The organism is Candidatus Bathyarchaeota archaeon (genome assembly GCA_030739585.1).
In the GTDB taxonomy this organism is placed as follows: domain Archaea; phylum Thermoproteota; class Bathyarchaeia; order TCS64; family TCS64.
On sequence record JASLYX010000002.1, the window covers coordinates 244,050 to 270,391 of the forward strand.

17 protein-coding genes, 2 rRNA genes and 1 pseudogene are annotated in these 26,342 nt (G+C 49.3%); 12 read left to right on the forward strand and 8 right to left on the reverse strand.

Features of this window, described 5'->3' with window-relative positions; all coding sequences use genetic code 11:
* Positions 1-112: 112 nt before the first annotated feature.
* Both QGG23_03435 and QGG23_03440 read right to left on the reverse strand, forming a co-directional pair.
* Positions 113-1,957 (reverse strand): aldehyde ferredoxin oxidoreductase C-terminal domain-containing protein, encoded by a 1,845-nt coding sequence (locus QGG23_03435; protein MDP6048481.1) that lies wholly within the window; start codon positions 1,955-1,957, stop codon positions 113-115.
* A gap of 274 nt (positions 1,958-2,231) precedes the next feature.
* The gene (locus QGG23_03440) at positions 2,232-4,175 is read right to left on the reverse strand and encodes a helicase C-terminal domain-containing protein (GenBank protein ID MDP6048482.1); all 1,944 of its coding nucleotides are present in this window, start codon (positions 4,173-4,175) and stop codon (positions 2,232-2,234) included.
* 583 nt (positions 4,176-4,758) lie between these two features.
* Between QGG23_03440 and QGG23_03445 the strand changes: the two genes are divergently transcribed.
* Together QGG23_03445 and npdG are read left to right on the forward strand one after the other, a co-directional pair.
* On the forward strand, positions 4,759-5,805 hold the full coding sequence (locus QGG23_03445) for a dipeptidase (protein ID MDP6048483.1): 1,047 nt from the start codon (positions 4,759-4,761) through the stop codon (positions 5,803-5,805).
* Between the two features lie 258 nt (positions 5,806-6,063).
* Positions 6,064-6,768 (forward strand): NADPH-dependent F420 reductase, encoded by a 705-nt coding sequence (gene npdG, locus QGG23_03450; GenBank protein ID MDP6048484.1) that lies wholly within the window; start codon positions 6,064-6,066, stop codon positions 6,766-6,768.
* A 387-nt stretch (positions 6,769-7,155) separates the two neighbouring features.
* On the opposite strand, the gene QGG23_03455 is transcribed toward npdG, so the two are convergent.
* A complete protein-coding gene (locus tag QGG23_03455; GenBank protein ID MDP6048485.1) occupies positions 7,156-7,509 on the reverse strand; it encodes a hypothetical protein in 354 nt (117 codons plus the stop codon).
* 212 nt (positions 7,510-7,721) lie between these two features.
* On the opposite strand from QGG23_03455, the gene QGG23_03460 reads away from it, so the two are divergent.
* The 5 genes from QGG23_03460 (at position 7,722) to QGG23_03480 (ending at position 16,022) form a co-directional block, all read left to right on the forward strand.
* Positions 7,722-8,204, forward strand: a complete 483-nt coding sequence (locus QGG23_03460; protein MDP6048486.1) for a PadR family transcriptional regulator — start codon at positions 7,722-7,724, stop codon at positions 8,202-8,204.
* A 361-nt stretch (positions 8,205-8,565) separates the two neighbouring features.
* A 16S ribosomal RNA gene (locus tag QGG23_03465) occupies positions 8,566-10,064 on the forward strand.
* A 165-nt stretch (positions 10,065-10,229) separates the two neighbouring features.
* Positions 10,230-13,264, forward strand: a 23S ribosomal RNA gene (locus QGG23_03470).
* Together the 16S and 23S rRNA genes form the textbook arrangement of a ribosomal RNA operon.
* Before the next feature lie 1,190 nt (positions 13,265-14,454).
* Positions 14,455-14,946 carry a DUF3830 family protein gene (locus QGG23_03475; protein ID MDP6048487.1) on the forward strand — a complete coding sequence of 164 codons (492 nt, stop codon included), beginning with the start codon at positions 14,455-14,457 and terminating at the stop codon, positions 14,944-14,946.
* Between the two features lie 41 nt (positions 14,947-14,987).
* Positions 14,988-16,022 (forward strand): NAD(P)-dependent oxidoreductase, encoded by a 1,035-nt coding sequence (locus QGG23_03480; GenBank protein ID MDP6048488.1) that lies wholly within the window; start codon positions 14,988-14,990, stop codon positions 16,020-16,022.
* A 43-nt stretch (positions 16,023-16,065) separates the two neighbouring features.
* On the opposite strand, the gene QGG23_03485 is transcribed toward QGG23_03480, so the two are convergent.
* The 3 genes from QGG23_03485 to QGG23_03495 form a co-directional block, all read right to left on the reverse strand.
* Positions 16,066-17,127: a succinylglutamate desuccinylase/aspartoacylase family protein gene (locus tag QGG23_03485; GenBank protein MDP6048489.1), complete on the reverse strand. Its 1,062-nt coding sequence runs from the start codon at positions 17,125-17,127 to the stop codon at positions 16,066-16,068.
* On the reverse strand, positions 17,120-18,208 hold the full coding sequence (locus QGG23_03490) for a succinylglutamate desuccinylase/aspartoacylase family protein (GenBank protein ID MDP6048490.1): 1,089 nt from the start codon (positions 18,206-18,208) through the stop codon (positions 17,120-17,122). Before QGG23_03490 ends, QGG23_03485 begins: the two co-directional genes overlap by 8 nt.
* 84 nt (positions 18,209-18,292) lie before the next feature.
* On the reverse strand, positions 18,293-19,378 hold the full coding sequence (locus QGG23_03495) for a Gfo/Idh/MocA family oxidoreductase (protein MDP6048491.1): 1,086 nt from the start codon (positions 19,376-19,378) through the stop codon (positions 18,293-18,295).
* 173 nt (positions 19,379-19,551) lie between these two features.
* Between QGG23_03495 and QGG23_03500 the strand changes: the two genes are divergently transcribed.
* Positions 19,552-20,592: an aldo/keto reductase gene (locus tag QGG23_03500; GenBank protein MDP6048492.1), complete on the forward strand. Its 1,041-nt coding sequence runs from the start codon at positions 19,552-19,554 to the stop codon at positions 20,590-20,592.
* A 48-nt stretch (positions 20,593-20,640) separates the two neighbouring features.
* Here the strand turns inward: QGG23_03500 and QGG23_03505 are convergent.
* Positions 20,641-21,218 (reverse strand): annotated as a pseudogene (locus tag QGG23_03505) (rubrerythrin family protein).
* Positions 21,219-21,790: 572 nt separating this feature from the next.
* On the opposite strand from QGG23_03505, the gene QGG23_03510 reads away from it, so the two are divergent.
* Positions 21,791-23,005, forward strand: a complete 1,215-nt coding sequence (locus tag QGG23_03510) for an MFS transporter (protein MDP6048493.1) — start codon at positions 21,791-21,793, stop codon at positions 23,003-23,005.
* A 50-nt stretch (positions 23,006-23,055) separates the two neighbouring features.
* On the opposite strand, the gene QGG23_03515 is transcribed toward QGG23_03510, so the two are convergent.
* A complete protein-coding gene (locus QGG23_03515) occupies positions 23,056-23,196 on the reverse strand; it encodes a hypothetical protein (protein ID MDP6048494.1) in 141 nt (46 codons plus the stop codon).
* A 427-nt stretch (positions 23,197-23,623) separates the two neighbouring features.
* Here QGG23_03515 and QGG23_03520 point away from each other — a divergent pair, with 427 nt between their 5' ends.
* The 3 genes from QGG23_03520 to QGG23_03530 form a co-directional block, all read left to right on the forward strand.
* Entirely contained in the window at positions 23,624-24,574 is a 951-nt protein-coding gene (locus QGG23_03520; GenBank protein MDP6048495.1) for an NAD-dependent epimerase/dehydratase family protein, read from the forward strand.
* Between the two features lie 136 nt (positions 24,575-24,710).
* Positions 24,711-25,247, forward strand: a complete 537-nt coding sequence (locus QGG23_03525; GenBank protein MDP6048496.1) for a hypothetical protein — start codon at positions 24,711-24,713, stop codon at positions 25,245-25,247.
* A 141-nt stretch (positions 25,248-25,388) separates the two neighbouring features.
* The coding region (locus tag QGG23_03530) for a hypothetical protein (GenBank protein ID MDP6048497.1) at positions 25,389-26,342 on the forward strand (954 nt) is incomplete at its 3' end.

Genomic DNA, 26,342 nt, shown 5'->3' on the forward strand with positions numbered 1-26,342 from the left:
AATTTCTCAAACAGCTTTCTTTGAACCACCCAACGTGATTTTATCTACACTTTAGTGTAATAATTTCATTTAGTTTAAAAGAGCGAGGATTTCATCCTTTTCTCCCAGAGGATTAACGTAGTTCTTCGAGGTCTGAATTAACGTAGCCGATACCAAGTCCTTCTAGGGTCTCGGGAAGGGGTATCCCTGTTGCTGGGTCCCAACCCATCAACGTGTAGTAATTCGTTAGCATGTCGTTCCAGTGGGGGAGAATACTGATTCCGGAGGTGAGCCCATCGACCGGGGTGGACCCATATCGGACCGATGGGCGGTCATACTCTGCACCTATCCCGGCCCTAAGGTTGTATGCTCTCATTAGGTTGATGGCCCTAAGGCCGACCCGCCTTCCCTCCTCCCCTGTAAAGTCCCAGCCTGTGGCAGAAGAGATTGCAGCTGCTAGGTTCTTTGCATTCATCCCGGTGTTAAAGCGGCAAGCGCCAGTAGAGTCGTCTAGCTGCATTAACCCCTTAGTTTCCGCAACCTCTGTAGAGACCACCTTCCAGTTTCCAGGTCCCTGGGCGTCTGGGCCCATCATGCTCATATGAGTCTCAATGGTGCTTGTGCTGCTCACACAGGTGTCGAACATTTCGGCCCATCGGGTTCTATGATCGTGGCCCCTTGGGATATTCCCTTTCATAGTGTAAATCGCGGCGTCAGCTGCAAGACCACCGATCTTCTCTGAGGCCCTCTTTATTCCCTCAGCGAGGAGTAATCCGAAGCCCTCGCGCTTGGAAATCATCTCGAGAAGCTCTACAACTGCCCAGACATCTCCCCAGGCTATCTTAAATCCCCCGGATTGTTCCTCCGTGATCCAACCCTTCTCAAAACACTCCATAAGCCAGCCGGTTATCCAGCCCGCCTCGTTATTCTCAAGGCCGAGGCGGTCGGTGAGACCGCTGAGCATAAAGGAGGCCTCGACATCGTCGACCCCAATTGCTGGGCCCCAGGCTGCAAGCTGCTCGTACTCGGGCTCCTCAACTATCCCTGCGTAAGGACCAGTCTTCACCTCCATCCAGGCGCAGTGGAGAAGGCGACATCCCCAACAAGGTTCCCTCCCTACTTGATATGTATCCCTCAGATACATTTCCCCGTAGGCATCGATCTTCTCGTCTGAGATATCCCAGAGGTTGGTGGTATAATTTTTTACGGGAAGAGTGCTGTTTTCCGCCTTTTGATTTGTCTCGACGCCTCCGATGGTTCCTTTAAAGTACTCGACCTCCTCGTACATTTCTTGGGCGACTTTTTTAAGGGTCCTAGGATCGTGGACGTTGATCTTTCTACTACCGGGAAAAGCAATTATGGCCTTGAGCTTTTTACATCCCAATACAGCACCCGTACCGTTATGGGAGGCGCTGTGTCCCTTGTCCACAAATACTCCCGCCCAGCGAATTAGATTCTCCCCGGCCGGACCAATTGAAAGGACAGCGGCGTCCCGCCCTCTAGCATTGTGGATCTCCTTAAGGGCGTTGCTTACCTCATATGTATCGAGTCCCATGATCTCCGAAGCATCCCTTAACTCGGCCGTTCCATCTTTAAGCATAAGATACGTCCATTTGTCGGATGCGCCCTGGATCACCAAACCATCAAAGCCAGAGAACTTCATATATGCTCCAAAAAGGCCGTTAGCTTGGACCGACGTAGCACCGCCAGTCAAAGCGCCTTTGGTGACTAGTGAGATTGTACCAGTGCCCCCTACACTGGTTCCCCCAAGGGGGCCGCTTGCGATGACCATTCGATTCTCAGGATCAGACCAGTTAGCATTCAGGGGGACCTCGTCGTAGAGCACCCTAGCCCCAGCGCCTGTCCCACCGAGGTATGATCTGTAGGCTTCCTCATCCCAGATCCAGTCCTCAAGGGTTCCTTTGGTAAGGTCCACGCGCAAGAACTTTCCTGCGTATCCCTTTATCTCAGTTTGCATCGAATCGATCATAAAAGCTTCATTCTGGTACTAATAATTTCTCATCTTTGTAAGAGATTCGAGCGGGTGACAATTATGGCATTGTATATATTATCCAGGAGACTTTACTTCTCCATTCGTAACTCAAGCGGTATTCCCCGAAGGGGCCTCTTCTGTGAGAATCATCATAATCAGCTTCCATCGCTTAGCCTGGGAGTTCAGATTAATTGTCTAAACTCTACTATATAGGAGCGAGACCAGGCCAGAGGCATTCGACATTTAGATTTTTTTACGGTTACTTCTTGAGGATCTCAGGGCTGTCCCCAAGGGCCCAGGGGGAGATGAGGGAGATCTGTTTTCGATACCGCCTGTCTAGGAGCCAATAGTGGCACCAGTCGTCAATGCCTCTGATCCCCCGACCAAGAGCCTGATTCGCGGCTTTGAAGGCGTCCATAGTGTACCAGCGCTGCCCCAATCCGTCCCCCTGCCTGTCATAATAATTGATTTGGGCTTGAACCAATGGATCCCCATAGTTAGCGTATGGAACCCCGACTAGTATGATGCCCCGGGCCTGATCCCCAGGAAAGTTGGATCCCTCTGAGTTCCGGCCTCGGAAAACCCCGCATAGTACAGCACCGTTCAGAGAGACCGCGGCCCGCTTGTACCGTGTCACCAAGGCCCTGTTAGAGACCGCGGTTCTCCCCTCCACAAATAGCTGCTTCCTCCCTAGGTAGAGGAGACCCCGGCGGGCCCTGATAATACCCTTGTCTAACCATTCATTAATGCTCTTTTCCATGAGTCCCCTCTGGGGGAAGAAGATGAGGACCCCGCAGTCGACCTTGGTAAGCTCAATGGCAATACGCCTTCCGATGGCGCAGATCATCTTGGGGGTCCTCTCCCTGTAGGTGGTTGTGACCCGAGGATCCACATACATTCTGATGTTTTCTGGGTTCTGGATGATTGGATATGACTTCTTCTCAGTGCTCTCTAGGCCTAGAATCTCCGCGAATAGGTCCAGAGGCGACATGGTCCCCGACATGATGAGGGTTCCAGCTGCCGCCTCCACGATGGGTCTGATAGCAAGGCTCGGATCTAAGCACCTGTAGTCGACGGTGGCATCCCCTCGGCGGTTCTTATGGTAGAGAGCGACATATTTTGACTTGTCGCTTCCCTGAACGAGGCTTAGAAAGACAATGACCCCGTTGAGGTAACTTGCTGGTGGCTCTCCAAGCTTTTGCTTGTGGGCCCTGATCTTCTGCACATGGTCATAGTAGCCCTCTGTGATGGAGCCCAGATCCCCCCCTAGTGCTGTTTCTAAGTCCTTTTGGAGGGTCTCTGCCTGTTGTAGTTTGGGCCTGTCCTTCGTTTTCTTACGGAGCAGCCTTCCAAGGTGAACGATATGGGTCGTCGGGGCCTTGATAACTTTAAGCTCCTCCCCCGCCATGTTAAGGATGAACTCGCTGAGGCTATCACTCATATTATCCTGGCCCACTTTATCGAGGTTGTGTCCCTCGTCCAGTACTAGGATTTTCCCGGGGATCTCGAGGCCGACGCTTGCCCTCACATTACCATCAAAGACATATGGATAGGGGACTACGACTATCCTAGAGCTAGAGGCAGCCCTCCTTGCAATATAGTAGGGGCAAAGTCCCTTTCTTTTTCCTGTTGATATGAGAATTTTCTTAGTCATAACCGGAGGCATCCTCTTGGGTGGAGCATCGATCTCATGGGTCCATGGGCACTCCCTGGACTCTCTGAGATTCCTGCAGAGCTCTATGGCGTCCCCCTGGGGAAGGTCACTGCAATCTGGGTTTATGCAGAGGTGGCTCCTACTGGCGAGGTTGACTGCTGTGAACCGCTCCCCTGACGCCCCGTTGATCTTAGAGACTTCTTCGAGGACCTGCTGGACCTGCTCGTGGGTCCGGGTCGCGTAAATGATGGGGAGCCCTAAGGTGAGGAGCGCGGCCAGGCTGGATACGGTCTTCCCGAAGCCATTGCACGCCTCGGCCATGAGGACGCCTTTATTGCCCACCACGGCCTCGACATCATTCATGAGTTTCACCTGTTGGGGGTATGGTTCATACGGGAAGAAAGAACGCCATCCCGCACCCCTCTTTTTTTTCGTCTTTCCTCGCTTCCTCCTGAGGAGGGTATCACAGTCTCTGCAGAATCTGTCATCAACGTATTCGTTAACTGTGTATTCTCGTCTACAAGAGGGGCAGTTGTACACTTGAGGCATTTCCCTAGGAGATGGTCGACATATAATTTAAACGAAATGCAGCTTGGATTTATGGCATAAATTATAGAGGCTATTGTTCCCCCCCCGAGATTCATCTTATTTTCCTGATTTTGAACCGGCAGAGCCCTTAATCTAATTTTCTTTGGTTTATTATCGCGCCTGTGCAACAAACGAAAATATTAGTTTGTATCTATTGAGACAGTTGTGATTATATCTCCGGTCTGGTGGTATGTATCAACAAACTCTTGCCTCTGTACCGAGTCTACTGTCTCCTTCTGAACCTTCTGGATGCTAGTGGTAGACGAGCAACTATGGCTATTCCTCTGTCATCGCCTACAAGATATGGTCATCTAGGTGGTAGCTGAACTTTTCCGCATCATGGTCGGTATAAGTAAGAAGCCCAAATACTTCGTTAGAATGTAGCTTCATCTCATGTAAATTATCATCACGACAGTGGTTGACTATCCTAACCACCATGGAATGCGAGTCTCGCCTGTTTATTGCCTTTCTTCTGATTTTGATCGTGGTCCTCGATGATGATATAAACCGTAACAGTCAGATACAGTCTTCAAGGTGTAAAAACTTGTTCAAACTCACCCAGGAGCAGGAGGAGAGGGCTAAGGCCATCCATAGAAGTTCAGTAGTGGTGGATACTCATAACGACACTATCCTCCAAATCATCAGAGCGCCCCCCTTCGCCGATAATGGCACCAGGGTGCTACCCCCAAGGAGGACTTTGGGCGAGAGGTCCAAAGACGGCCAGATCGACATTCCCCGAGCACGTGACGGGGGCGTTAACGTCCTCCTCTTTGCGATGTATGTAAGTCCTCATCATAGGGCCCGTCTACGACGTCTTCTCCAAATGCTGGACGCCTTTTATACTGAGGTCGAGGCGAACCCTGATACTATCGCTCTCGCTACCAACTATGATGAGATCATCTACGCACTAAAAGCCAAAAAGATAGCTGCCATCATCACTATAGAGGGCGGTGAGCCATTAGAGGAGGATATTGGGGCCCTTAGGATGATGTATAGGCTTGGGGTTAGATCCCTTACTTTAACCCACTTCCCCAGAAACGAGCTGGGGGACGGCTCAGGGGCTGACTCGGGGAGCCATCTCTCAAAATTCGGGCGGGAAGTAGTTGAGGAGATGAACCGCCTGGGTATGCTCATAGACATCAGCCATCTTAACGAAACAGGGTTCTGGGATGTTATGGAACTCTCCCAGGATCCAGTTCTAGCTTCTCACAGTAACTGCAGGGCTTTATGTAGCCATCATAGGAACCTTACTGATGATCAGATCAAGGCCCTTGCAGATAATGGGGGGGTAATGAACCTCAGTTTTTGCGCCGGGTTTATCAAGGAAGGCGTCAACAACCGCGAAACTCTTTACAAGGTCACTCTCAATGATTGGCTTGATCACCTTGATCATGCAGTCAACCTCGTTGGCCCCAACCACATTGGCCTAGGCTCGGATCTAGACGGGGGATGCGGCTTTCCAGGGTTAGATGACGTCACAATGTTTCCTGAACTCACCCGTGGCATGATCTCTAGGGGCTACGCCGACCATGAAATCAAAAAGATCCTCGGGACAAACGATCTCAGGGTCTTCAAGAAGGTGCTTTCTTAATCTAATCCATCACTTAGCCCCAAACCCTTCCCAGCATTATCAAATGATATTTTCGGTGCCTCCCCACTTTTATCTACAAGTTTTCCAAGCTAATCTTGTATCTCCAGAGAATATCCCCTTTAACCAGACGATTTCTAGCGCGCGCGATTCGCCTCCGTTTATCTTGCTATATCAACCTAGATCAGAGGGAATTAATGCTTTGGTGATAATGTTATTATCACTCCGACCCCTCTCGGTTTATTGAACGGGGTTTAATCCATGAAAATCGGCATCCTCGGTGGCACAGGGAATATGGGGCGAGGCCTCACTATCCGCCTTGCTTTAGAGCATAATATCCTTCTGGGATCCCGGAGCCTCGAAAAGGCAGGGCGCATCGCAAAAAACCTGAACAATATTGCCAGGGGCTTTTACCTTGACGAAATGCATGGCACTATCAAAGGCGTTATGAACGTTAAGGCGATCAAGGACTCCGAAGTAGTCATAATCACCCTCCCTGCGAAACATAGCCTCTCAACCCTTAAAGACCTCAAGGATCAATTCTCACCGGAGAAAGTCGTTGTATCCACAGTAGTCCCTATGACAAGAAAGAAGAAGCTATTTTATTGGACTCCCTTAGAGGAGAGGGACGACCCAGGATTCCAGGGGCGCTCTGCCTCAGAAGCGATCCAAGACATCGTAGAGCCATCACCTGTGATCACTGCATTCCAGACGGTGCCGGCTGCATACCTGAATAATATAGACGCGGTTCTAAACGTCGATGTCCTCATCGCAGGGAATCATAAACTTGCCCTCGCTAAGGTTTCGAAGCTGGTCAGGGATATCCCAAATCTTCGCCCACTCCGGGTGGGGCCCTTAATTAACTCAAAGTGGATCGAGTCCCTTACTCCACTTCTCCTCAATGCCGCAGTGCTGAACGGGCTCCATGACCCGACAATCAGGGTGATTCCTTGGATGCCTTCCTAGAATGACCCTTAAATCACTATGTACGAACAATTCTGGAATTGTTTTACGCGAACATATTCTTCTTTTCTGTGGCGTTTACATTCATCCTGAGTTTTTAATTTCCTATGAGAGCGTTTTTGCATGCAGAGCTTGAAGACAGCTCTTGAGATAATGCCTGAATTTTTTTTCTAAAACTATTAGTGAAAAAACATGATATAATGGGAAAAGTAACTGGCGGTTAGCTGAGTTAAACTCCAGGTAATTCTTTTGAAAATAGTCTTGATAAGAATCCTAATGATAACAAAGGTACAATAATCCCAAACAATTTTTCCTCTTTTTTTTTGAATAAAAGCTTGGCTATTTCCAATCAAACAAAGATTTCAATAACCTAATTTTATGCATGATGACCTAGGTTAACTCTTCAAGTTGTTCAATAAGATGTTTTAAACCCTGACTTAATATTGCGATTTCCCAGTTATCACATTCCGATACCATATCTAACCCCAATTTTATCGCTTCTACCCCTGTGTTAGGAGGAGCACATGGATCAACTATAATGTAATTTTGGGCGACGAAACTCACTTTGCACCTCACCATAACCCCTGGTCTTAGATCCTGAAAAATTGGATTTTCTCTATTGAATAGAATAACACGCCCGTCTCTCATTCTACCGATAATACTTTCGCCTTTACCCTTGAGGACGAGGACTTCCATCTCCTCGCCGAGATTAATTTCCCTCACAGGTATTTCAACATTATACATTTTCTATCTACTAGCATATGACATTCAGTTAATAAATCTGGCTTATTGAGAGACATTTGAAAAAAATATATCGAAATAACATATAAAATTCTTAATGCTTGCGTACCGCATACTATGACGCTCATACCATAGGGAAAATAGATTTATCGCTAGCGATAGATTTTTAAACTCTCTAGCGATATGAAAAACCTGGATAAGTGGGTATATGACCAATGTCTAAAGTAAAGGGAAAGATTCCCAGAGGATTCACAAGATTTTACGTTTTACATCTTATTAATAATGCTCCAATGACCGGAAAGGGAATTATTATGGAGGCAGAGAAAAAGAGCGATGGATTATGGAGTCCCTCACCTGGGCTGATTTACCCTTTGCTTGGAAGACTGTTAAGGGATGGATTGATCAAAGAAGCGGAGGGAGGTAGATTTATTATCACTCCCATTGGCATTCAGGTCCTATCCGATCATTCGAGATTTCAGAGGCAACTGGATCGACAGTTTGCCTTAGTACAAAAGTTGGGGTTATCGATGTTTACTGCTGGAAAATTAGTGGCGGAAGAGTCAATGGACCGAATCCTATGCGTAACTCATACGGTGAAGGAAAGGATGAGCCAAGGGTCCTTGGAACTACAGACGCGTTTTTATGAGAAATATCGAGAATTTTTAAAGAATGAGCTCAGTAAAATTAAGGAAAGTTAAAACAATAGACTTTATTCCTCCTTATGTTTACTTCGCACTCGCGACAATATACTTTCTTATAATGGGGGATAAAAATTCCTTTATTTTCATCATTTTGATTCCAGAGTTAATCAAGTGACATTTCCCAAAATCATAATGTTTTTATTTAGATTCCGTGCTTCGAAGGGTGGCGAAAGCCTTCCGCTACTATATGGCGGCTTCGATCCGACTGAGGCGTTTGCCTCTGAATGAAGGATCGATCTCCAAAAGCGGAAACAGAAATGACGACCTGAGAAGAGGCTTCGCTGCCTTCAGGTCGGATATGGGTCGAGCGAAGTCTCCTCCGACTATTTCGAATATATTCAGCTTTGCGAGAACAATAATTCCGATTGATCCCGTCGGACCCCACTGCTATCGAGATGGGACTAAGCCATGCTAGTCGAACGACCCGGACTATGGCGGGAAGTGGCAGACTGCTCAGTAACACGTAGCTAACCTACCCTGAGGACGGGTACAACCTTGGGAAACTGAGGTTAATACCCGATAGGTGTGGATTCCTGGAATGGTACCACGCCCAAATGTAACGCATCCATGTTTGCGTTATCGCCTTAGGATGGGGCTGCGGCCGATCAGGCAGTTGGTGAGGTAATGGCTCACCAAACCTTTGACCGGTACGGGCCATGAGAGTGGTAGCCCGGAGATGGGCACTGAGACAAGGGCCCAGGCCCTACGGGGCGCAGCAGGCGCGAAACCTCCACAATTCACGAAAGTGAGATGGGGTTATCTCGAGTGCCGCCTGATGAAGGCGGCTTTTCCACTGTATAACTAGCCGTGGGAATAAGAGGGGGGCAAGACTGGTGTCAGCCGCCGCGGTAACACCAGCCCCTCGAGTGGTGGGGATGATTATTTGGCCTAAAGCGTCCGTAGCCGGCTTTGTAAATCTCTCGTTAAATCCAGCGTCCTAAGCGTTGGGCTGCGAGGGTAACTGCAGAGCTAGAGGGTGGGAGAGGTCAGCGGTATTCCTGGGGTAGGGGCGAAATCCATTGATCCCAGGAGGACCACCAGTGGCGAAGGCTGCTGACTTGAACACGCCTGACGGTGAGGGACGAAAGCTGGGGTAGCGAATCGGATTAGATACCCGAGTAGTCCCAGCTGTAAACGATGCAGGCTAGGTGTTGAGCTGGCCATGTGCTGGCTCAGTGCCACAGGGAAGCCATTAAGCCTGCCGCCTGGGGAGTACGGCCGCAAGGCTGAAACTTAAAGGAATTGGCGGGGGAGCACCACCAGGCGTGAAGCCTGCGGTTTAATTGGAGTCAACGCCGGGAATCTTACCGGGAGCGACAGCAGAATGAAGGCCAGGTTGAAGGTCTTGCTGGACGAGCTGAGAGGTGGTGCATGGCCGTCGCCAGTTCGTGCCGTGAGGTGTCCTCTTAAGTGAGGTAACGAACGAGACCCGTGCCCCATGTTGCTAACAGTATTTTTAGAATAGCTGAGCACTCTTGGGGGACCGCAGCCGACAAGGCTGAGGAAGGTGCGGGCCACGGCAGGTCAGTATGCCCCGAATCTCCCGGGCCACACGCGGGCTGCAATGGTAGTGACAGAGGGCTGCGACCCCGAGAGGGGGAGCCAATCCCTAAACACTATCTCAGTTGGGATCGAGGGCTGCAACCCGCCCTCGTGAACATGGAATGCCTAGTAACCGCCGGTCATCATCCGGCGGTGAATACGTCCCTGCTCCTTGCACACACTGCCCGTCGAACCACCCGAATGAGGTTTTGATGAGGCATGGTCGAAAGTTGGCCGTGTCGAATCTGGGCCTTGTAAGGAGGGTTAAGTCGTAACAAGGTGGCCGTAGGGGAACCTGCGGCCGGATCACCTCCTAAGAAAAACAGTCGTGGAGACTACGCTCGACCGAAAAAACTCAAATGCAATTCCGGACAATAATGATCTTGGAATGAAGGGCTAGAGATAGACTCCCTGGAGCGGGGGTCATTTCTCAATGAAGCCGTGTATAGACTTCCGACTCCAACCGTGGGACCGGGAAAATCTGCTGATATACTACGCTACCTGTTGGATGGCTTGGCTTGGGTGCTGATGAAGGGCGTGGCAAGCTGCGATAAGCCCCGGGGAGACGCATGCAGTCATAGATCCGGGGATCCCCGAATAGGACTTCCTGACGGCTTCGGCCGTCGCTCCGTGAGGAGCGGGAACCCCCTGAACTGAAACATCTTAGTAGGGGGAGGAAAAGAAACCAATTGGGATTTCCTGAATAGCGGCGAGCGAAAAGGAAACAGCCTAAACCGAACGCTTAGGCGAAGAGCCTTAGCGAATGTGGTGTATGGGATCGGTCTCTCTCTCCTCGGTCAAACCGAGGTGTTCTGGAAAGCTCCGCCACAGAGGGTGATAGCCCCGTAGGTGTGAGCCGAGAGTGATTGGACCGATTTCCGGAGTAGCGTGCCTTGAGACTGGCGCGTGAATCTGGGAGACATTAACTCCCAAGGCTAAACACACCCCAAGACCGATAGCGCACTAGTACGGTGACGGAAAGTTGAAAAGCCCCCCGAGAGGGGCGTTAAAAGAGCCTGAAATCAGGTAGTTACAGACGGTTGCGGCCCGAAAGGGTTGAAACCACCCGAAGGAAACCAGGGTAACCTGGCAGTACGGAGGTGGTGGACCAGGGTCGCATGTTCCGTTTCGAATCACGGGCCGGGGAGTTCTTTTGCGTGGCAAGCCTAAGGGTATAAAACCCGTAAGCTTAGGGAAACCAAAAAGCGAACAGCCGTAAGGTGAGTCGCTGGGTCTTAAAGGGCCCGAAGTCACGCGGATGAGACTAGAAACCAGGTGATCTTGCCCTGAGCAAGGTGAAGTCAGGCGAAAGCCTGATGGAGGCCTGAAGGGTTACTGATATGCAATTCGTTCCTCTGACTTGGGGCAAGGGGCAAAAGGCCAATCTAACCTGGTGATAGCTAGTTCCCTCCGAAGTATGTTGCAGCATAGTCTCGAGTGAGACTGCCGGCGGGGTAGAGCACCAATCGGGAGGCACGGAGGGGAAACCCTTCACCTCGCTTTTGAACTCCGAATACGCCGGCGTCGTAGAACTCGGGAAACGGGAGGCACGGGTTAAGCTCGTGCTCCGAGAGGGGGACAACCCAGACTGGGGTTAAGGACCCAAAGTGCTGGCTAAGTGATAAATCAAAGGGCGTCGTAATCCTAAAACAGCGGGGAGGTAGGCTTAGAGGCAGCCAACCTTTAAAGAAAGCGTAACAGCTCACCCGCCGAGGATTGGGGCCCCGAAGATGGACGGGTCTAAAGCCAGCCTCCGATACCCCAGAGGTGCATTTTATAATGCACTCCAGTAGGAGGGCGTCCCGATTGGGCCGAAGCAGGGCCGTGAGGTCCTGTGGACCGGTCGGGATTGCAGATCCCGGCGGTAGTAGCAGCAGAGTCGGGTGAGAATCCCGATCGCCGAAAGGGCAAGGGTTTCCAGGCAATGCGTCGTCAGCCTGGAGTTAGTCGGTCCTAAGACCAGCGTTAACATGACTGGCCGAAAGGGGAACTGGTTAATATTCCAGTACTGTGGAGGTACACGTGGCAACACAAAGCCTCACACGTGACGCTTCGGGGTAGGTCGAACAGGGTTGTCGCCCTGTTTAACTGTCAAAGCCTGGGGAGTACCGTAATGGTGAGAACCAGGCGAAACCAGGAATAGCCCCCCGTTTAGGGGGGTTCGATCGATCCCTGGAGCCCATGAAAAGCGTGTGAGGATGGATCCTCCGCATCCGTACCCAGAACCAACACAGGTGCCCAGGGTGAGTAGCCCAAGGCGTGTCGGAAACACTCTAGGCGAGGGAATTCGGCAAATTAGCCCTGTATCTTTGGTATAAGGGGTGCCTACTGTTTTCGCGTAAGCGGGAATGGTAGGTCGCAGTGACAAGGGGGTTCCGGCTGTTTACTAAAAACATAGGTAGCCGCTAGAGCGAAAGCTTTCGTACGGCTATTGAATCCTGTCCAGTGGTGGTACCTGAATCCTGATTACAACCGGGGGAAGGGCCGCTAAACGACGGGAGTAACTCTGACTCTCTCAAGGTAGCCAAATGCCTTGTCGTGTAAGTTACGACGTGCATGAATGGATCCACGAGGACCCTACTGTCCCCGCCTAGATCCCGGTGAACCCACAGGCTGGACGAACAGTCCAGCGACCTCCAGCGGGACAAGAAGACCCCGTGGAGCTTTACTGCAGTCTGTCGCTGAGACGTGGCCTTACTTGCAGAGCGTAGGTAGGAGCCGATGAGCACCCCTCTCCGGGGGGGTGGGAGGCGCCAATGTAACACTACCCTTGTAAGGCTGCTTCTCTGACCGAGGCCTAGTTGTCCGGGACAACGGCAGATGGGCAGTTTGGCTGGGGCGGCACCCCCTTGAAAAGGAATCGAGGGGGCCCAAAGGCTAGCTCAGGGGGGACAGAAACCCTCCGTAGAGTGTAAAGGCAAAAGCTAGCCTGACCGGATCTCCAACAATACGAGTTCCGGAGGTGAAAGCCAGGCTTAACGAGCTATCGTATCCTTATTAATGAGGGTCGGTAGTGTCAGAAAAGTTACCCCGGGGATAACAGGCTTGTCGCGGGCGAGAGTTCGCATCGACCTCGCGGTTCGGTACCTCGATGTCGGCTCTTCCTATCCTGGCCTTGCATGAGGGGCCAAGGGTGAGGCTGCTCGCCTATTAAAAGGGATCGTGAGCTGGGTTTAGACCGTCGTGAGACAGGTCGGATTTTATCTGTTGGGGGTGTTGGTTGTCTGAGGGGAAAGGGTCTTTAGTACGAGAGGAACGAGACGCTGAGGCCTCTGGTGTACCGGTTGTCCGACAGGGCAGGCCGGGCAGCTACGCCTCTTCGGATAAGAGCTGAATGCATCTAAGCTCGAAGCCGGCCCTGAAAATAGACAGCCTTCCCGTACTTGGTGGCTTTGCCATCGAGACGGGTGGAGAGCGCCCGTAAAAGACGGGTTTGATGGAACCGGGGTGTAAGTATCAAGGCTTTGGCCGAGATATTCAGCCCGCGGTCCCCAATTGCTCGATTTATCAGTATATTACCTGGTCCCAGGGGAGACATCGGAAGCCTTTACACGGCTGTATTTTTCTTTGTTAGTGATAATAAGATTGATAGTTTGTGATTGGAGTTTGACCCACCTCTTTATATTTGGCCTAGTATCTTGGCCGACTTCGGCTTTCAGGGTATTTTTCTGATTACTTTTATCTTAGGAATCGTCCGGAATGACCTTTGAAATATACCTGAATAAGCGGGGGGAGTTAATCTCAAATCGTTTTTAGGGGGTAGTTCAGAATAGTGTTTTTGTGGTCTTTTCCTCTTAAAATGATTTTAAGGATTAAGGGTTGAATTAATTATCTTCAAACTTTGTATTAAATTAACATGAGTAACCGTTAAAGCAAATTCCTATTTTTTATACGCTCTTTTTCCTTTACTCTAATACGCGGGAAAATTTCAATTTGGATCCTGTAAGAAGTCCTTCTGTTTTAAATCTGACAATCAGACAGTAACAGAACCACCTTCCGCATTTAATATTCTACTCTAAAGCTAGGGAAATCCATTGATGCTGTTTCACTATGTTTGGTCTACTTAGCATGTCTCTACAATTGATAGAAGTCTTTTTCATTTCTAGTAACATTGACCCTATTTAGTACCTCGTCCTTCACCATCAAGGATAATTTCGATAAATGCCCGCAGATAGTGGTCAATAATTTTTTTTATGAGAGTTTTACGCGCGCGACTGAGGATAGAACCCCCTCCAATCCATCTCAAGCCCTAGCCAAAATCCATCCCCAAGCTGAACTCCAGAATTATAATATCTGTCGAGGAGCGCGCTGTACCATGACCTTTAACAATATTAAACATGTCCACTCAGAAACCCCCTCAAGAACACCCCTATTTATATGGGACCCAGCAGCATGAAACTTCAAGTGAGTCAGACTGACTGCTGAAAAAGATCTTAAACAAACCACGTCCCTGGTCATAGAACGATCCAAGGAGCTCTATGGCTACACCCCAGAGGAGAAAACGGATGAGAATATCAAGTGGATGCTTAAGAATGGATATCTCGTGAACCGAAAAGGCAGAAAAGGTAAACGGAGAAAAGGCAGAGCGAACAAATAGTCACTTATACTCTTTTTGCAACCCGCGCGCGAATTTTCTCTTCCAGCTGGAAAATCCTTACCTGTAAACTCTAATACTTTGAATCACTATCTAGAATGGTGAAATGTAATGGCACCGGTAGACGTACCCTTAGCAATGGCTGAGCCATCGGGAAAAGAAATAGAGATCCAGATTGGAGATGTGGTGTTCACAGCGAGGCTGCTGGACCATAAGGCCCCCAAAACCTGCGCGGGCATCCTCAGCATCCTTCCCTATGAGGATATAACATACCACCAGTTCTGGTCGGGCAGCGGGTTTCAGATCCACAGCCCCACCCTGAAAAAGATGGCAGAGGATTATGGCCTCTGGCCCACTGCTAACTTTCCGGACTATAGTGAAAACCCTAGCATCTATGGATGCCCCGGAGACGTGGGCTTTTATCCCGTGGGCAACGGGGTCTTCATTAGTTACGGCAAGACCAGGTTCTACGGTCCCCCTGAGGGTGTTGAACCAACATACATCTTTGCCGAGATCACTAAAGACCTAGAAAAGCTCAACGAGGTGGGCAGGAATATCGGTAGGCACGGCCAACAGACCATCACGCTCCGGGAGAAAAAGTAGCCCACCGCAGCTTCTCCCAGCCTTTTCCTTGGGTTTTGCTCATGAAAGGTGATGGATCCAAGGTCCTAGTGAGCGGCGCCTCCGGGTTTATAGGGGCTAACATAGTTCGATGCCTTGCCGAGAAAGGCTATAGCGTCCTAGGGACTACTCGAAGGGAGGGCGGGCCCGGACCTTTAGTCAATGATTATCTTGGGGTCGTTGGTAATAGAGTTGCCTGGATAACCTGCGACCTGAGGGACTCTGAGGCCGTGATGAATCTCGCTGAAGATTATGATATCTGGGGCATTATCCACGCAGCCGTATTCACCCCCGCCTCTAGGGATCTGGAGCAGACAAGGTCGAGAGACATTCTCGAGTCCAATCTCATGGGGACCGTGAACACTCTGGAGCTCGCAAAAGAGGCTGCTGTGGGTAGGTACATTTACATCTCCTCCTCCGGAGTCTATGGTAGTTCCGGGAACCCTGACGAATCCGTACTGGAGTCGTCCCCCACTCCGTACCTCCAGGCGAGCGGGTTCTACCGTACCACAAAGATAGCATGCGAGCGCCTTACTGAGTACTATTGCAGCCTCTTCCCGATGACCACCACCAGTATGCGGGTCGGCGCCCCCTATGGGTGTATGGAGAGACCTACATCCTCCAGACAACGCATGGGCCCCATCCACAGGCTCCTTGAGCTGATCCTCACCAAGGGGAGAGATAGGCTCCGGGTCAGGGAGCTTGAATATACCAGAGACTGGACATTCGCCATGGATACTGCAAGGTGCATCATATCCGGATTAACGGCCCCGGCGCCATTGAGCTCAGTCTATAACGTCACATGTGGGATCGACTCAAGTCTCAAGGATATACTAACTACAATCCAAAGTGTGCCCGGGGTCGACTTTGAGTGGGAGGAGGTAGAGGACAATGAGGACGCCGACTTCCCAGATAACGTGGGAATCCGCCGGGGCCCCTTGAATATCGAAAAAGCCCGCAAAGAGCTGGGTTTTGAGCCCAAGTATGACTTACCACGCGGGATTAAGGCCTATATCAACTGGTGGAAAGGAGTAACGGAAAAAGGGCTCTGGCCCTAGGTGTAACCCAGCTATTACCCATGTTTTTTTTGAGGAGGGTCTACTATGTGTTCAACCAGACCGCTTCACTCCAATCGCAAACCTCGAACCCAGAGGCATCACATCCGGCTGGCTCTACTTGATAGAATGGAGTCCCCTCCTTGACTGCTAAAAGCATAGTCTCCTCGAAGGGGGCTACCAGCTCCTCAATCATCTCCAGGTTATACGGATCGTAGACTCTTGCGATGACCTCTCCCCCTTCTATTACTCGTCCTAGGTCCCGCTTGGAGACCTCTGGTCTCATGAGCCCCCCATTCGCCGGAGAGACTTGGGCGTATCCTTTTAACACCACCTGTCTCTGAGGCTTCAGGGGCTCTCCGTCAATCATTCCCATCTTTTTCATAGTGTTTTCTATACATGTCACCCCAATTTCGGTGGCAGTCCTCTTGAGGATACCCCGATTCTCTTCTCCTAGCCCATAAAAGTCGCTGATCTCCACCTCGATGCCAATTTTTCCCATCTCTAGCATCTGGCCCGTGGTCGCCCCTTCCCCAGAGGACTCTACCTCGACCATTAAGTCGGTGCCAAGGTTCTCCACATATCTTCGGTACTCCTGAGAGTACCCCTTATTCCCCATCCGGATGTAAGGATAGTAAATGAAATTCCTCCGGTTAGGGGCCTCTCCGTGGAAGTCGATCATGACCTCGGTCTTTGGGACTACCTCGTTGGTGAGGACTTGGGCGATCCTCTCTACAATCCAGCCTCTAGGGTTCCCGGGCGCGGCCCTTCCTAGGTCTCCACTAGGCCCCCACATGCCGTCGAACCAGTTGCCCCGGCTCGCCATGGAGAACGCCATAGTATTGACCACCGGGATTGCGATGATTGTCCCCGAGATTCCTCTAGGATCCGTGTTCATCACCAGCTGGCGAATGGTGTCGATTGAGGTATATTCATGGGCGTGCACACAGGCCATAACGCAAAGCACAGGTCCAGCCGGGTCCCCGGTGATGACGTGCATGGGGATGTTAATCATGAATCCGCTGGACATTTTTGCCACTGGGAGGGCTCCGTAGCCTCTGGATCCTGCGGGGACGGAGAGGTGGCCGATATTGAAACTATCAGTCAATGATAGTCCCTTCCTCCGCGGATCGAGTAATCCACCTTTTTTTGTTCCAGTCAGAGACTTCAAAGGCAACGTCGCTACCTCCAGGCTCGATATGAGTGAAGGGCCGCCAGTCCTTGACGGCGAGGACCACAGACTCCTCGTAGGGCATCTGGAGATTGTCGAGGACCTCGAAAGTATAGGGGTTGATAACCTCCCCAAGAGACTTATCCTTTTCATAGACCCTGCCGATATCCTCCCGGGTTACCCCGGGGCAGAGGAGCCCCCCTGACTCGGGTGTAACCCCCGTATAGCCTGCTTCGAGGACGACCTGCCTCCGGGGCAGCTTAATCTCTCCCTCTATCATATCGAGGTTCTTCAAGCTGTTCGTGATGCAGGTGAGACCTGCCTCTGTTATAGTGCGCCTGGGCTCATCCACCCTCGTCTCCCCCTCGAGGCCCCAAAAGTCGCAGACTTCAATTCCAACCCCGACCTTGCCCTGGCTCCGGGCGTACCCTATTATTGAGCCGGGTTGGGGGCTCCCTATGTCCACGATGATCTCGAGCCCTAGGTCCCTAGTGACTTTGTCCGCCTCCTTTCCCAGCTTGCCCGGAGAGTCATGACGGTAGGCGTAGTACGCGGCGGCGAATTTGTGGGTTGATTCACCATGGAAGTCTAGAATGACGTCGGAGACGGGGATAATATGCTCTGAGATCTGGTAAGCAATCCGTTCTACGATCCAGCCTTGAGGATTCCCGGGGAAGGCCCTGTTTAGGTCGTTAATGGGCCCCCACTGCCCATCAAACCAAGAGGACCGGGTGCCCATCTGGAACGCCAGGGGATTGGTCACAGTGGTCGCGATGATGTTCCCCTTCAGGTGTCGAGGATTCACCCGCTTCAAGGCCTCAAAGATGACATCTATGACGCTAAACTCATGACCATGGAGCATTGGGATAAGTGTCACAGTTGGCCCAGGCTCCCTCCCTGCGATGATATGGATCGGTACCTCTATCTTGAAGCCCGTTGACATCGTGGTCACGGGGATGGTGCCATATTCCTTTGTTCCCCTCTCCACGGCAATGGGACCTACGCTGAATTTCGTCAAATTTTCACTCTCTTGGACCGATATAATCTATGCTGTTGAATCATATATATCTAGAAAAGGGACGGAGCCCAGCTTGGGCCGGGTTTAGCGCGTTAGTTCCTTGGGGAGTCCAAGTCCCTTCATGAATTCTTCTATGTAGACCTTCTTTCCCATGACTGCTGACTCTATGCTTGCCAATATCACTGAGAGGGTCTTTAGGTGGTCCTTCCCACTGGTCTTAGGGGGCCTCCCGTTCTTGAGGCATCCAACAAACTCGTCGAGGAGCCCTACTGTGTCTGTATAGAATGGCTCGATAGGCCCCGTCTCCAGTTTGGTAAGCGCAATGTCGTCCCGAAGGGCCTTATAGATACCGTCTTCTCCGAATAGTGTCTTTTGGATAATGATTCCCCTCTCAAGATCGGTGCGCCATCTAAAGTCGATACCCTCCGTCATCCCGCTATTCCCAGAGATCCATGTGCCAATATAGTTGACATGCATTCCATTCTTGAGATTGAGGAGAATGGAGACGTTGGGGTCTTGCTTATAGGGGTTAAACCCCCAGTCTGCGGGGTTCCACTCATGGGATTGGACCCACTCAACGTCTGAGGAGTAGACGAAGCGGATGAGGTCTATATGGTGAATGGCCTGCTCTAGGAGGAAGGTGTGGGCCATATCGTTACAGTACTGGTTTAGTATCCGACCCTTGTAGCTGATGGGATTTCTGGTTCGGATGTATGAGAATTGGGAGAAGCTGGGCCTACCCAAGTCTCCCCTCTCAAAGAGTTCCCTGTACGCCAGTGTTATCGGCATGTATCTGAACTGCATCCCGACCGTGAGGTTTAGTCCCTTTGCTTCGGCAAGCTTCACGATCTCTAGGCTAGTCTCAAAATCCTCGGTAAGAGGCTTCTCGACGATCAGGTGGAGGCCTTTTTCAAGGAGGTAAATGGCCTGCTCGTGATGGTACTGTGGTGGAGTGACGATGATGGCGGCGTCAATATCCACATTTTCCGCGGCTTCAGTGTAATCCGTGAAACTGAGGACGTCTTTACCGTCGCACTCTTTCTTGACTCTGATCAAGGCCTTAGGATCAATGTCCACATAGGCTGCTATTTCGCAGTCTAGGTTCGCCTTCACGACTCTCGCCCATTTTCTCCCCCGGTTCCCACATCCTACAAGCATGAGTCTCAGCATTTTCAATCTCCTTTTCAATAGACTGGCCCAGGAGTTTTAAGGTATTCTAGATATTTATCGGATAGTCAAAGGCTAGAGTCTAGGTATCTGGGAGTTTCACGCATGCGAGCTCTTTGATTATGACTGAGGTGCACGCGTGAAACCTTATCAGCTCAAACTCTAGAATCTTCTTTATGAACCATGTCGTCCTCGGCAGGACAGGTCTTAAGGTCAATCCCTTCGGATTCGGAGGAATCCCCATTCAACGTGTAACTGAAGATGAGGCAGTTGCCGTAGTCCGTCGCTGCTACGATCTTGGGGTTAACTACTTCGACACGGCCAGGGGCTACACCGTAAGTGAGGAGCGAATCGGCAAGGCTCTTAAGGATGTCAGAGATGATGTCATTTTTGCCACAAAGTCTGGCCGCAGGACCGCAGAGGGGTTGGAGGCAGATCTCGAGACCAGCTTGGGGAACCTCCGTACTGATCGGGTTGATGTTTACCAGCTCCATAATGTTTCCAGCCCGGAAGCTTGGGCGGAGATTAAGGGTCCCGGTGGTGCCCTAACGGCACTTTACCGGGCTAAGGACAGAGGTCAGATCGAGCATCTGGGAATCACTAGCCACGACCCGGGGATTTGCATCGAGATCATTGAGGAAGACATCTTCGAGACTATGATGATTCCCTTCAACTATCTCACCCCGATCCCTCAGGAGAGACTCCTCCCACTGTGCCGAAATATGAATGTGGGAACTATTGTTATGAAACCCTTTGGTGGTGGCGCCTTCACCAATGTCAATGCTGCCCTTAGATTTGTCCTTGGGAGCGAGAATGTTGACGTCGTCATCCCTGGGATGATGACTATCGGCGAGTTGGAGGAAAACCACGCCGTTGCTACCGGTTCTCTGAACCTCAGCCTGGAGGACAACGCCCTGATTGAGATAGACAGGGCGGAATTGGGTGTCCAGTTCTGCCGGGCCTGCAACTACTGCCAGCCCTGCCAGCAGGATATCCCCATAAGCTATGTGCTAAGGGCTGAGAGCCAGACGCTAAAGAGGATGGGATGGAGGTCCGGTATGGAGGAGAGGTTGATTGACGTAATTGAGGTGACTCGAACCTGCTCAGAATGCGCAGAGTGCGAGGATAGATGCCCCTATGGTCTTCCCATCAGGGAGCTCATCCAGAAAAGGGCTGACTCCTTGGAAGTTTTACTCGAGGCGAGGATCCTAGAGTGATCCAGAATCGCACTGGTAGGCGCTGGAAAACCAGCGTACAGGGGTTAGTTAATGGTTTTCGTCTAACAACTCGTAGTATCCTTGAGAATGTTTGCAAGCAGGGCAGGTGTCTGGAGGCTCTTCTTCGAGGTGGATATAACCACAGTTCCGGCATTTCCAGAGGACTATTGCGTCTCTTTTGAACACTATCCCCTTCAGCACGTTGTCTAGGAGCTTCCTAAACCTTATTTCATGCCGTTCCTCGACATCGCCGATCTCCTCGAAGGCCTCGTCTACCCTCCCAAATCCCTCTTGCCTCGCGATTTCCTTAAATCCTGGGTAGAGAGTGCCCCCCCTTCCAGCTTCTCCCCCTCTGCTCAGCCAGAAGGTTCTCTGCCGTATTCCCTATCCTTCCAGCGGGGTATTGGGCCGTGATCTCAACGTTGCTGCCTAGGAGATGATTGAAGAAGATCTCAGTGTTACTCCTTTTCGTTTCTTGCCGAGTCCACGAAGATTCCAGCGATCTGATGGTATCCCTCAGCCTTGGCGACATTAGCGAAAAATGTGTACCTGTTCCGCGCCTGACTCTCCCCTGCGAATGATTTCAGCAGATTTTTTTCTGTCTCAGAGCAATGCAGATCGTCCATTAACTCAATTTCATGAGAATATTAATTGGATAATAAAAAGAGGTCCATTCAATCTCCTCCTAGTATCGTCTACATCCGTGAATAAGATAAGAGATTTATAAGGACCTTAAACATGGCTTTGAAATATGTGATCCCCGATGTAGAGACTAAAGGACCACTAAAAATGCCAAAGATTTTTAGCTCCTACTCCTCAGGGACATTGACTACGAGTCCCTCCCTAGGGGGATATCTCCGACCATAACCAAGCATACCGATATGTGCTTTGGTGACCTCAATAATTCTCTTAGTTACTTATGTGCGTTCATCGTACATTTAAAGAACAGACATCTTTGTTTTAGTAGAGATTAGTCTTGTAATGGAACAGGTAACTATTCAACGTCCGTAAACCCTTGTTCAAGTTCTTCATATCTCCGAGGCAAAAGTGTCGCTCCTTGCACTCGCACACAAGTGAGGATGAACATACTCTCTTCTTGTACACCTTTATTGTTAGACCTCTTTCAGCTCTGATGGTGTCAAAAATGTAAAAGGTTTGTACGTTTAATAGTTCATAGCAATTTCAAGGAGAAAAGAACATGCGTGATAATGAGGATTTGGGAGAGGTGAAGCGGAGCCGCTGGATCGTGACTTCCCTCTTCCTTTCAATCTTCTCCACATACCCTAATTCCGTTGTCTCCATCCTTCTTCTTGTTGAGATTGGGCTCACATTCGATCAACCTGTCGGGGTGATGGCCCAGATGCGAACCCTAGGGTCATTAGTGGGGTTCTTTTCGGCTATCGCGATGGTTGCCCTAAGCGTTCGATTCAAAGCCAAGGCCCTGCTCCTAGCTGGTCTCTCGTTCTTGGGCATTTCGTCCCTTGGAAGCGGATTGGCGCCAAATGTTGAATCACTGACTGTCTTCTATGCTATAACAGGGATAGGGATCTCACTGGTGGAGCCCATGGTGAGAACCCTAGTGGCTTACTATTATCCCATAAGTAAGAGATCTATGGTCATTGGCTGGATGGGGGCTGGAGGGAGCCTAACGTTCATCATGGGGGGATTTACCGTGGGGTACATTGGGCTAAAATGGGGGTGGAGGGCGGCTTTCTTGGGATATGCGATGGTCCTTCCTCTAATTGGGTTGGTTCTCGCCTTCAGGGGGATTCCATCCCAGAATGTGGTAAGCCAGATAAAGGATGCTAATCTCATGTCTGGATTTAGTGCCATTACTTCGAACAGGTCTGCGCTAGCATGCCTCGTAGGTAACCTGCTGGCATCGGCCATGAGCCAGGGGATTTATCTCTTCAGCCTCTCCTATCTCAAGGAAGTTCTTCTGCTCTCTCCGGGGCTCGCTTCCACGATATTTTCCATATCATCTGGATTCTTTTTTATCGGCAGCTTAGCCAACGGATGGATTGCGGAAAGGCTTGGACGTAAGAGAGCAACGATCTCCTCAATCCTTGTCTTTACTTTTTTCACTGTCTTGTACCCAATCCTCCCTGGCGTTTGGTGGACTGTAGCCTCAGTCATGCTAGCTCACCTCTTCGCCGCGATTCAGTACTCGACATCTGCCAGTCTCAGCCTTGAACAGCTTCCCGGTGCACGAGGCTCCATGATGTCTATGCATACGGCCTCTTCATGCCTTGGCTACGCTCTTGGGACCAGCGTTGGTGGCCTTGTGCTTATCTACTATGGATGGGATCCCCTGGGTGCTGTACTTGGGGGACTTGGTATCATCGCGACCGCCGTCTATATTTTTCTATCCGAGGGACCCGATGACGCAAGATCTATTATAGTCTCAGTCTAAAATCTCAATTCTGGTTTGGCATTGTCTGAACCGACCCAACGCGAGGAGGATCAAACATGGTGGTATGCAACTTTCGCTGCTAGGAGATAATAGAGGGCTAAGGTGACTTCACCGTCAATATTGAGGGGAAGACCAACTATTACTGCTCTAACGGGCATTCTCTCGTCATCTGAGACATGACGGAGGTCCACCTAGGGAAAGTCTCTTAGGTCTTATTCTAAGAAAGGGTTTTTCAGGATCATCGAGAACGTGTATCTTTAGTTATTTTATCTTTTTCTTACTTTAATTTAAGCAATAGTAGTATTCATTATAGTATGTTGATTGTTTGGAATTATAACGATTTAGTAAATATGGTCAAAAAATGCTGAAAATATTGCCTGAATCAATGAGCTAACCTGTTAATCTTTTTGTTGTTGTTTATCGAACGTATTTTTTTTAATATCGGTGGAAACTCATGCGGTAATATGACGCGTGATTCTATTGGAAGGCCTCTCTCTTTTTTTACATTATGGAGTTCGTTCCTATCTATCATTTAATTAAAACTATGGATACTTGGACTACTCTATTTCATGAAATATTCGACATAATCAAATATCTAGGCACTAAATACCCCCTTATATGACATGTCTGATTACTGGGGGAGCCGGTTTCATAGGTAGCCATCTCGTGGATTTAATGATGGAATTAGGTGAGACTGTCCACGTTCTAGATAACCTGAGTTCCGGAGATCTAAATAATATTTCCGCGTGGTTGACCTCCCCTCGCCTTACGGTATTTCAAGGAGATATTCTTAACAAGGAACATATTTCTGAAGCTCTTGAGGGTTGCGATACCGTTTTTCATCTGGCTGCTAATCCTGAGGTTCGAAGTGAAAACGCTAGTCCTACTGACCATTTTAAACAGAATATTCAAGGGACATACAATCTATTGGAATGTATACGTGAGTCTGGAGGAGTTAAGCGATATGTATTCGCTTCGACTTCTACTGTATACGGTGAACCTTCTGTGATCCCTACTCCCGAGACCTATGCTCCTTTAATGCCCATTTCACATTACGGGGCCTCTAAATTAGCGTCGGAAGCCCTCTCTATGGCGTATGCCTCTATGTATGAATTTGGTTGCGTAGTCTATCGATTTGCCAATGTTATTGGGCCTAGGAGTAATCATGGTGTAATCTATGATTTTGTTACAAAGCTGAAGGAGACTCCTTCTCGTCTTGAGGTTCTCGGGGATGGTACACAAACTAAATCATATCTCTATGTTGATGATTGTATTACGGGTGTAATGGCTGGATTGGATAATCTTGGCCATCAAATTAGGATATATAATATTGGCTCTAATACTCGTGTAGATGTGCTATCGCTAGCAAGTGCTGTCGTTGATGTTGTTGGTTTTGAAGATGTGGAAATTTATACTACCGGGGGCGTTAGTGGAGGGCGTGGATGGAAAGGTGATGTAAAAAAAATGCAGTTGGATATAACTTTATTACATTCAAAAGGTTGGAGAGCCGAATTATCCAGTTTGGAAGCTATAACAGAAACAGCAAAGTGTCTTAATGCTTTACTATAGTGAGTTTACGTGATACTTTATGCTGTTGTACATAGTACTCCCTCGAAAATATCTTTTAACTTAAAAAGATCATAAATATGCCCATTATAAAACCATAATTATTAAATGATGGAAAGTGTTTTGTCCTATGCTTACGATGTCAAGTGACACAGAATTAGTATTAAATATCGATGCTAAGCGATTTATTGGGTTTCTACTAATTTCAGGAATGATTTTGTTTTCTCTTACGGGATACTTTTCTGCATTGTGGGCTTTTATTGCCCCCTCCGAAGATTATCCTATTCATATAAATTCTGTTTTTGCGTCGGATGTTAATGGAACGGTTCAAACCTCTTTTGCTAGGGGAAGTATGTTTATGCTGAATGTTTCGGTAGAGCGAGCGACACAATACCTCTATCGGTCTTCCTATAACTACTGGGACACTGGCAATTCTACGTCATATCTTCTTCTTGTTCGAGTTGTTTATAATGGTCAATCGGTTTTTCATGGATTCGTAGCTGACTCAATTTCCTCGGAGGAAATTCTTTCTAGAGGTGTCGGTTTTCTGATAGATGACACTGCTGACACCGGTAGTTATACCGCTTATGTGTATATTTGGAGCGATTGGCTTCCAGATGGTGTCATCTTGGCTGACAACAGCGGGTATTCCACCTCCTTCACGGTCACATCTTAAGGTGTTAGTGAAATGAATCGGAAACTTTTTTCGGCGACGTTGTTAGTTTTGGTGTCTCTCTCAGTATTCACTCCAAGTGTGTATGCTGCGATGAGTGTATCAACTACAAAGTTTTCCTATACTATTGGAGAGCGCGTAACTATGACCGTTTCCGGTGCCTCAGCTACCTCTTTTTTGCTTCTCCAGGTCAATAATCCTTCAGGGAATCCTATAGACTACTGGCAAACAAAGGTAAGCACAGTTGGTAGCTATACAAACCCGCGCTGGAATACTACAGATTCTCTTTCACCCGGTTTATATCGAATTATCGTTAAAGACCAAGTTACTAAACAGTTGGCTGTTACAAGTTTTTACCTAACCAGTCCTGTGCCTCAATATTTTCCTCCTCCACCGGCCTCAGTTGATATTGAGGATCTTGACCCTGAGGATGCAGCTACTATAATGGAAGATCTTGATCCTGCAGATGCTGCTGATTTGTTAGAAGATATGGATACAGAGTTTGTTGCGGATATTGTTGAGGATGTTTCTGTTGAGACTGCCTCTGATCTCTTTGAAGCGATGGAGGTAGGTACGGTTGCTGGTATTGTTGAGGAGATTTCTGTTGAGACTGTGGCGGATGTCTTTGGGATGATGGATGTAGATACAGTTGTTAATGTTATTGATGAAGTGTCCATCGAGACTGTGGCGGATGTCTTTGAGGTGATGGAGATGGATGAGGCTGCAAATATTGTTGAGGAGGTTTCTGTTGAGACTGCCTCTGATATCTTTGAAGCGATGGAGGTAGTTGCGGTTGCTGGTATTGTTGAGGATGTTTCTGTTGGTCATGTAGCGGATATCTTTGAGACGATGGAGGTAGATACGGTTGTTGATGTTATTGAGGAGGTTTCTGTTGAGACTGTGGCGGATGTCTTTGATGAGATGATAGTAGACGCGGTTGTTGATATTGTTGAGGAGCTGCAGTTAGATACGGTTGTTGATATTGTTGAGGAGGTTTCTGTTGGTCATGTAGCGGATATCTTTGAGGAGCTGCAGTTAGATACGGTTGTTGATATTGTTGAGGAGGTTTCTGTTGGTCATGTAGCGGATATCTTTGAG

What these genes read in the sequence shown, in the direction of transcription:
- QGG23_03435 (MDP6048481.1), bottom strand. Translation starts at nt 1,957, where the DNA reads ATGCAAACTGAGATAAAGGGATACGCAGGAAAGTTCTTGCGCGTGGAC.
- QGG23_03440 (MDP6048482.1), bottom strand. Translation starts at nt 4,175, where the DNA reads ATGCCTCAAGTGTACAACTGCCCCTCTTGTAGACGAGAATACACAGTT.
- npdG (MDP6048484.1), top strand. Translation starts at nt 6,064, where the DNA reads ATGAAAATCGGCATCCTCGGTGGCACAGGGAATATGGGGCGAGGCCTC.
- QGG23_03455 (MDP6048485.1), bottom strand. Translation starts at nt 7,509, where the DNA reads ATGTATAATGTTGAAATACCTGTGAGGGAAATTAATCTCGGCGAGGAG.
- QGG23_03460 (MDP6048486.1), top strand. Translation starts at nt 7,722, where the DNA reads ATGTCTAAAGTAAAGGGAAAGATTCCCAGAGGATTCACAAGATTTTAC.
- QGG23_03475 (MDP6048487.1), top strand. Translation starts at nt 14,455, where the DNA reads ATGGCACCGGTAGACGTACCCTTAGCAATGGCTGAGCCATCGGGAAAA.
- QGG23_03480 (MDP6048488.1), top strand. Translation starts at nt 14,988, where the DNA reads ATGAAAGGTGATGGATCCAAGGTCCTAGTGAGCGGCGCCTCCGGGTTT.
- QGG23_03495 (MDP6048491.1), bottom strand. Translation starts at nt 19,378, where the DNA reads ATGCTGAGACTCATGCTTGTAGGATGTGGGAACCGGGGGAGAAAATGG.
- QGG23_03500 (MDP6048492.1), top strand. Translation starts at nt 19,552, where the DNA reads ATGAACCATGTCGTCCTCGGCAGGACAGGTCTTAAGGTCAATCCCTTC.
- QGG23_03510 (MDP6048493.1), top strand. Translation starts at nt 21,791, where the DNA reads ATGCGTGATAATGAGGATTTGGGAGAGGTGAAGCGGAGCCGCTGGATC.
- QGG23_03520 (MDP6048495.1), top strand. Translation starts at nt 23,624, where the DNA reads ATGACATGTCTGATTACTGGGGGAGCCGGTTTCATAGGTAGCCATCTC.
- QGG23_03525 (MDP6048496.1), top strand. Translation starts at nt 24,711, where the DNA reads ATGTCAAGTGACACAGAATTAGTATTAAATATCGATGCTAAGCGATTT.